General features: G+C 63.6%; 4 protein-coding genes. All 4 read right to left on the minus strand.

Annotation, left to right across the window (positions count from 1 at the left end; translation table 11 throughout):
- The coding region (locus BLX41_RS36935) for a PAS domain-containing protein (protein WP_259745475.1) at positions 1-827 on the minus strand (827 nt) is incomplete at its 3' end.
- 297 nt (positions 828-1,124) lie between these two features.
- Positions 1,125-3,080, minus strand: coding sequence for an acetoacetate--CoA ligase (locus BLX41_RS32290; protein ID WP_123728140.1), 1,956 nt, complete (start codon positions 3,078-3,080; stop codon positions 1,125-1,127).
- Positions 3,081-3,208: 128 nt separating this feature from the next.
- Positions 3,209-3,982, minus strand: coding sequence for a 3-hydroxybutyrate dehydrogenase (gene hbdH / locus BLX41_RS32295; RefSeq protein ID WP_123728141.1), 774 nt, complete (start codon positions 3,980-3,982; stop codon positions 3,209-3,211).
- 7 nt (positions 3,983-3,989) lie between these two features.
- On the minus strand, positions 3,990-5,381 hold the full coding sequence (locus tag BLX41_RS32300) for a GntP family permease (RefSeq protein ID WP_123728142.1): 1,392 nt from the start codon (positions 5,379-5,381) through the stop codon (positions 3,990-3,992).
- Between the last annotated feature and the right edge of the window lie 219 nt (positions 5,382-5,600).

Raw genomic sequence — 5,600 nt, forward strand, 5'->3', positions numbered from 1 at the left:
TGATCCTTGTAGCAGCGGCCGCGGGCGAACACCCAGCGTACCTGGCCATCGGCCAATTGCAGGCGATATTCCTCGGCGTACTCGGTGCCATGGGTGATGCAGTGCTTGATGCCCCGGGCCACCATTCCGCGGTCTTCCGGGTGCACGCCCTTGAGGTACTCGCTGATGGGCAGTTGCCGGGATTGCAGGGGGTCGACGCTGTGCAACTGGGCAAAATGGGTGTCGGCGATAAAGCGGTCTTCGCCAATGTCCCAGTCCCAGGTGCCCACCGCATCGGTGGCCGCCAGCGCCAGTTGCAGGCGTTCTTCTGTGTCGTGCTGGGCACGCAGGCTGTCGTCGGAGCGTTGCTGCAGTTCGAGGGCAATGCGCCGGCGCTCGTTGGTCTCGATGGCGGTCACCAGGATCCCGGCGACGTCGCCGCGTTCATCGCGGATCGGGCTGTAAGTCAGGTCCAGCCACAGGTCGTATTCAGTGCCGTTGCTGCGCTGCAGGCTGAAGCGCTGCTCACTGAAGCTGCGTACCTGACCCTTGAGCACCGCGCGATAGATGGGGTCGGTGAAGTCCATCAGCTCCGGCCAGGTCAGGTGTGCGGGCTGGCCGAAGGCGTTGGGGTGCTTGTTGCCCGCCAGCAGGGCGAAGCCGTCGTTGTAGATCTGGGTCAGCTCGGTGCCCCAGAGCAGCAGCATCGGCATCGGCGAATGGATCACGATGTCCACGGCGGTGCGCAGGCTTTGGGGCCAGTGGTCGGATTCACCGAGGGTTGTGGCGGACCAGTCCAGACGGGCAATCAGGTGGGCGGCTTCGCTGCCGGAGTGGGTGCCATTCATGTCGAAGGTGTCCTGGGTGGAGCAGTCGTGCGCGACGGGGCGTCAGGCTCGCTCACTCGAAAAGTCGCATGGACATGCGGTGCATATTCAAACGGATGGATTGTAGGTGTTTCGGGTGGGGTTATTTTCACCTGCTTTTACGGCAGATGACCAGTCTAGAGGGGCTGAACGGTTATCAGCGAGGCGCCTGCTGATGCCGTGGTCCGTAGGAGCTGGCTGCCGGCGAAGAGGCCCTTGCCTGGTGCACCGACCTGGACGACGCCTTCGCCGGCAAGCCGGCTCCTACAAGGGGCGGGGTCAGTTGCGCAGTTCCTCGCGGTCGCGAAACTGCTCCAGGGCCTCGGGGTTGGCCAGGGCGTCGGTATTCTTCACCGGCAGGCCATGCACCACATTGCGCACCGCCAATTCAACGATCTTGCCGCTGATGGTCCGGGGAATGTCGGTCACCGCGAGGATCTTCGCCGGTACGTGGCGCGGCGTGGTGTTGCTGCGGATCACCTGGCGAATCCGTTCCTGCAAGGGCTCATCCAGCACCACGCCATCCTGCAGGCGCACGAACAGCACCACCCGCACGTCATGCTCCCAGCTCTGGCCGATGGCCAGGCTTTCCACCACCTGTTTCAGCTTCTCCACCTGGCGGTAGATTTCTGCGGTGCCAATCCGCACTCCACCCGGGTTGAGCACCGCATCCGAGCGTCCATGAATCAGCCAGCCGCCATGGGGCAGCTGTTCGGCGTAGTCGCCCTGGGCCCAGACCCCGGGAAACAGGCTGAAGTACGAGGCCTTGAGCTTGCTCTGGTCCGGGTCGTGCCACAGGCCTACCGGAATACTCGGAAAGTGCCGGGTGCACACCAGTTCGCCTTTCTCGCCGGTCACCGGCTGGCCCTGGTCGTTCCATACTTCGATGGCCATGCCCAGGCTCTTGCCCTGCATCTCGCCGCGGCGCACCGCTTGCACCGGGTTGCCGGCGACAAAGCAGGCGACGATATCGGTGCCGCCGGACATGGAGGCCAGGCACAGGTCGTCTTTGATCTCGCGGTAAACGTAGTCATAGCTCTGTGGCGACAGCGGCGAGCCGGTACAGAGCAGGGTCTTGAGGCTGTCCAGCGAGTGGCTCCGGCGCGGCCGGCTGCCGGCCTTTTCCAGCGCCGCCAGGTATTTGGGGCTGGTGCCGAAGACGCTGATGCCTTCGCTATCGATCAGGTCGATCAGGTGTTCGTTGGCGGGATGGAAGGGCGATCCGTCGTAGAGCACCAGGCTGGCGCCGGTGGCCAGGGCCGAGACCAGCCAGTTCCACATCATCCAGCCGCAGGTGGTGTAGTAGAACAATCGCTCGCCGGGCCCGAGATCGGCGTGCAGGCCGTGTTCCTTGAGGTGCTGCACCAATACTCCGCCGGTGCCGTGGACGATGCATTTGGGCACCCCGGTGGTGCCGCTGGAGTAGAGAATGTACAGCGGATGGGCGAAGGGCACCGGAACGAATTCGGGCTCGCCGCCGGGTTGATAGTAGTCGTCCCAGAGGCTGATTCGGGCCTGGGTCCGATAGTCCTCGACCCGGGCTTGCGGACGGGCGTAAGGCACGATGAGCAATTGCTCCAGGGACGGCAGGCGTTCAAGGATCTCGTTGACCTTGGCGGTCTGGTCGATGTCCTTGCCGGCGTAGCGATAACCGGCGCAGGTGATCAGTACCTTGGGCTCGATCTGGCCGAAGCGGTCGATCACTCCCTGGGTGCCGAAGTCCGGCGAGGAGCTGGACCACACCGCGCCGAGGCTGGTGCTGGCCAGCATGCCTACCAGGGTCTGCCAGGTGTTGGGCATGCAAGCGGCAACCCGGTCGCCGAGGCCGACTCCGGCATCGCGCAGGCTGCGTTGCAGACCGGCCACCTGGGCCGCCAGTTCGGCGTAGGTCAGTTGTTCACGCTGGCCGTTCTCGTTGATGGCCACCACCGCCACCGCGTCGTCCCGGCGCTTGAGCAGGTGCTCGGCGAAGTTCAGCGTGGCCCCTGGAAACCAATGGGCACTGGGCATCTGCGGGCCTTCGCGGAGCACCGCTTCAGCCGGTTGGTGAAAGTTGACGTCGAAGAAGTCGACGATGGCCTGCCAGAAGCGTTCCCGCTGGTCGATGCTCCACTGGTGCAGGGTGGGGTAGTCGTGAAGATTCAGGCCGTGGCGCTGATTGACGAAGCGGCGAAAGGCATCCATCCGCGTCTTGCCGATGCGCTCGGCGCTGGGTTGCCAGAGAATGTCGGACATGCAAGGCCTCGTGTTCTTATTGTTGTTTTTTTGGGGGGGGCTGTTCGCTGGCAAGCCAGCTCCTACGCGGGCCAGCACAGCCGTGTAGGAGCCGGCTTGCCGGCGAAGACGTCAGCCAGAGGCGCACGTCATTGCGCCAACCACCCGCCATCGATGTTCCACGCCGCGCCGCGCACCTGGGCGCCGGCTTCGCTGCATAAAAATAGCACCAGTTCCCCCAGTTGCGACGGGGTGACGAACGCCAGGGACGGTTGCTTTTCCGCCAGCAGATCATGCTGAGCCTGTTGCGGATCGGTGCCCGCTGCAACCCGGTCGTCGATCTGCTTCTGTACCAGCGGGGTCAGCACCCAGCCCGGGCAGATGGCATTGCAGGTGACGTTGCTGGTGGCAGTTTCCAGGCCCACCACCTTGGTCAAACCGATCACCCCGTGTTTGGCTGCGACGTAGGCGGCCTTGCCCACCGAACCCACCTGGCCGTGCACCGAAGCGATGTTGACGATGCGCCCCCAGCCCTTGGCGCGCATTCCCGGCAGCCCCAGGCGGGTGCTGTGGAATACCGACGACAGGTTGATGGCGATGATCGAATCCCAGCGCTCCACGGGGAATTCCTCCACCGCCGCCACGTGCTGGATGCCGGCGTTGTTGACCAGGATGTCGACGCCGCCGAACTCACGTTCGGCGTAGGCGAACATCTCGGCGATCTGCGCAGGGTCGCTGACGTCCGCCGGATGATGGCCGACCTGGCCGCCGAATTGCCCGACCTCGGCGATCGCCTTCGAAGCGTCGCCAAAACCGTTGAGAATCAGCTTGGCCCCGGCCTTGGCCAGGACCAGGGCGATGCCCAGGCCGATGCCGCTGGTGGACCCGGTGACCAGGGCGGTCTTGCCAGAAAGAGTGGTCATGAATACCTCACACAATGCCGGTGGCGTAGAAAGTGGCGATGACGACGAAGACCGCCAGGGTCTTGATCAGGGTAATGCAGAAAATGTCCTTGTAGGCCTCGCGGTGGGTCAGCCCGGTGACTGCCAACAGGGTGATCACTGCGCCGTTGTGGGGCAGGGTGTCCATGCCGCCGCTGGCCATGGCGGCCACCCGGTGCAGCACTTCCAGGGGAATGTTGGCGGCGTGGGCGGCGCTGATGAAGCTTTCGGACATGGCCGCCAGGGCGATGCTCATGCCCCCCGAGGCCGAGCCGGTGATGCCCGCCAGCAGGGTCACGGTAATGGCTTCGTTGACCAGCGGGTTGGGGATGCTTTTCAGCCAGTCCGCCAGCACCAGGAAGCCCGGCAGGGAGGCGATCACCGCACCGAAACCGTATTCCGAGGCGGTGTTCATGGCGGCCAGCAAGGCGCCGCTGACCGCGCTCTTGCTGCCTTCGGCGAGCTTGCTGCGAATCGCCGAGAAACCGAATACCAGCACCATCAGGATGCCCACCAGCAAGGCGGCCTGTACCGCCCAGATGGCGGTGAGCTTGGCGATTTCACTGGTCACCGGTGTGGCCATGCCCGGCAGGCTGAGGCTGTGGGTCTTGCCGTACCACTGGGGAATCCAGTGGGTGAACAGCAGGTTCATGATGCCCACCAACAGCAGCGGCGACAGTGCCAGCCAGGGGTTGGGCAGTTTCAGGTCTTCGGCGGTTTCCGGTTCGTTGCGCAGTTCGGTGCCGTAGCCTTCACCGGCCTTCTGCGCCTTGGTGCGCTGACGCTGGAGGAACAGCATGCCGGCACAGAACACGAAAATGGTGCCGATCACGCCCAGCCAGGGCGCGGCCCAGGCGGTGGTATTGAAGAAGGTGCTGGGGATGATGTTCTGGATCTGCGGGGTGCCGGGTAGCGCATCCATGGTGAAGGAGAATGCACCCAGGGCGATGGTGGCCGGGATCAGGCGCTTGGGGATATTGCTCTGACGGAACATCTCGGCGGCGAACGGGTAGACCGCGAACACCACCACGAACAGCGAAACCCCGCCGTAGGTCAGCAGGGCACAGACCAGAACGATCACCAGCATCGCCTGGCGGGTGCCCAGCAGGCGGATGGCCGCGGCGACGATGGAGCGGGAAAAACCCGACAGCTCGATCAGCTTGCCGAACACCGCGCCCAGCAGGAATACCGGGAAATACAACTTGATGAAGCCGACCATCTTCTCCATGAACACCCCGGTAAAGGCGGGCGCAACGGCGGAGGGGTCGGTGAGCAGGACAGCACCGAGGGCGGCGATGGGGGCAAAGAGGATAACGCTGTAGCCACGGTAGGCAGCCAGCATCAGCAGCGCCAGGGCTGCCAAGGCAATGATCACACTCATGGTGTGTCTCTCCAGGATTGTTATTGTTGTCGGGTGTTGCGTGTGGAGAGGCTTGTAGCGAGAACTGTGCCATATACGCAAGTCATTGAAATATATAGATATTTTTATTTTTCTGGGGGCGAATTGATGTTGATTGTCTCTGTTTGGAGAATTTTTTGGGTTTACCGGCCTCTTCGCTGGCAAGCCAGCTCCTACAGAGATCGTTCAGCCTGCCGTAGG

Origin of the sequence: Pseudomonas protegens (assembly GCF_003732485.1) — a bacterium.
Lineage (GTDB): Bacteria > Pseudomonadota > Gammaproteobacteria > Pseudomonadales > Pseudomonadaceae > Aquipseudomonas > Aquipseudomonas protegens_B.

Coding starts and splice junctions, on each gene's coding strand:
- BLX41_RS32290 (WP_123728140.1), bottom strand. CDS start 3,080: ATGTCCGACATTCTCTGGCAACCCAGCGCCGAGCGCATCGGCAAGACG.
- hbdH (WP_123728141.1), bottom strand. CDS start 3,982: ATGACCACTCTTTCTGGCAAGACCGCCCTGGTCACCGGGTCCACCAGC.
- BLX41_RS32300 (WP_123728142.1), bottom strand. CDS start 5,381: ATGAGTGTGATCATTGCCTTGGCAGCCCTGGCGCTGCTGATGCTGGCT.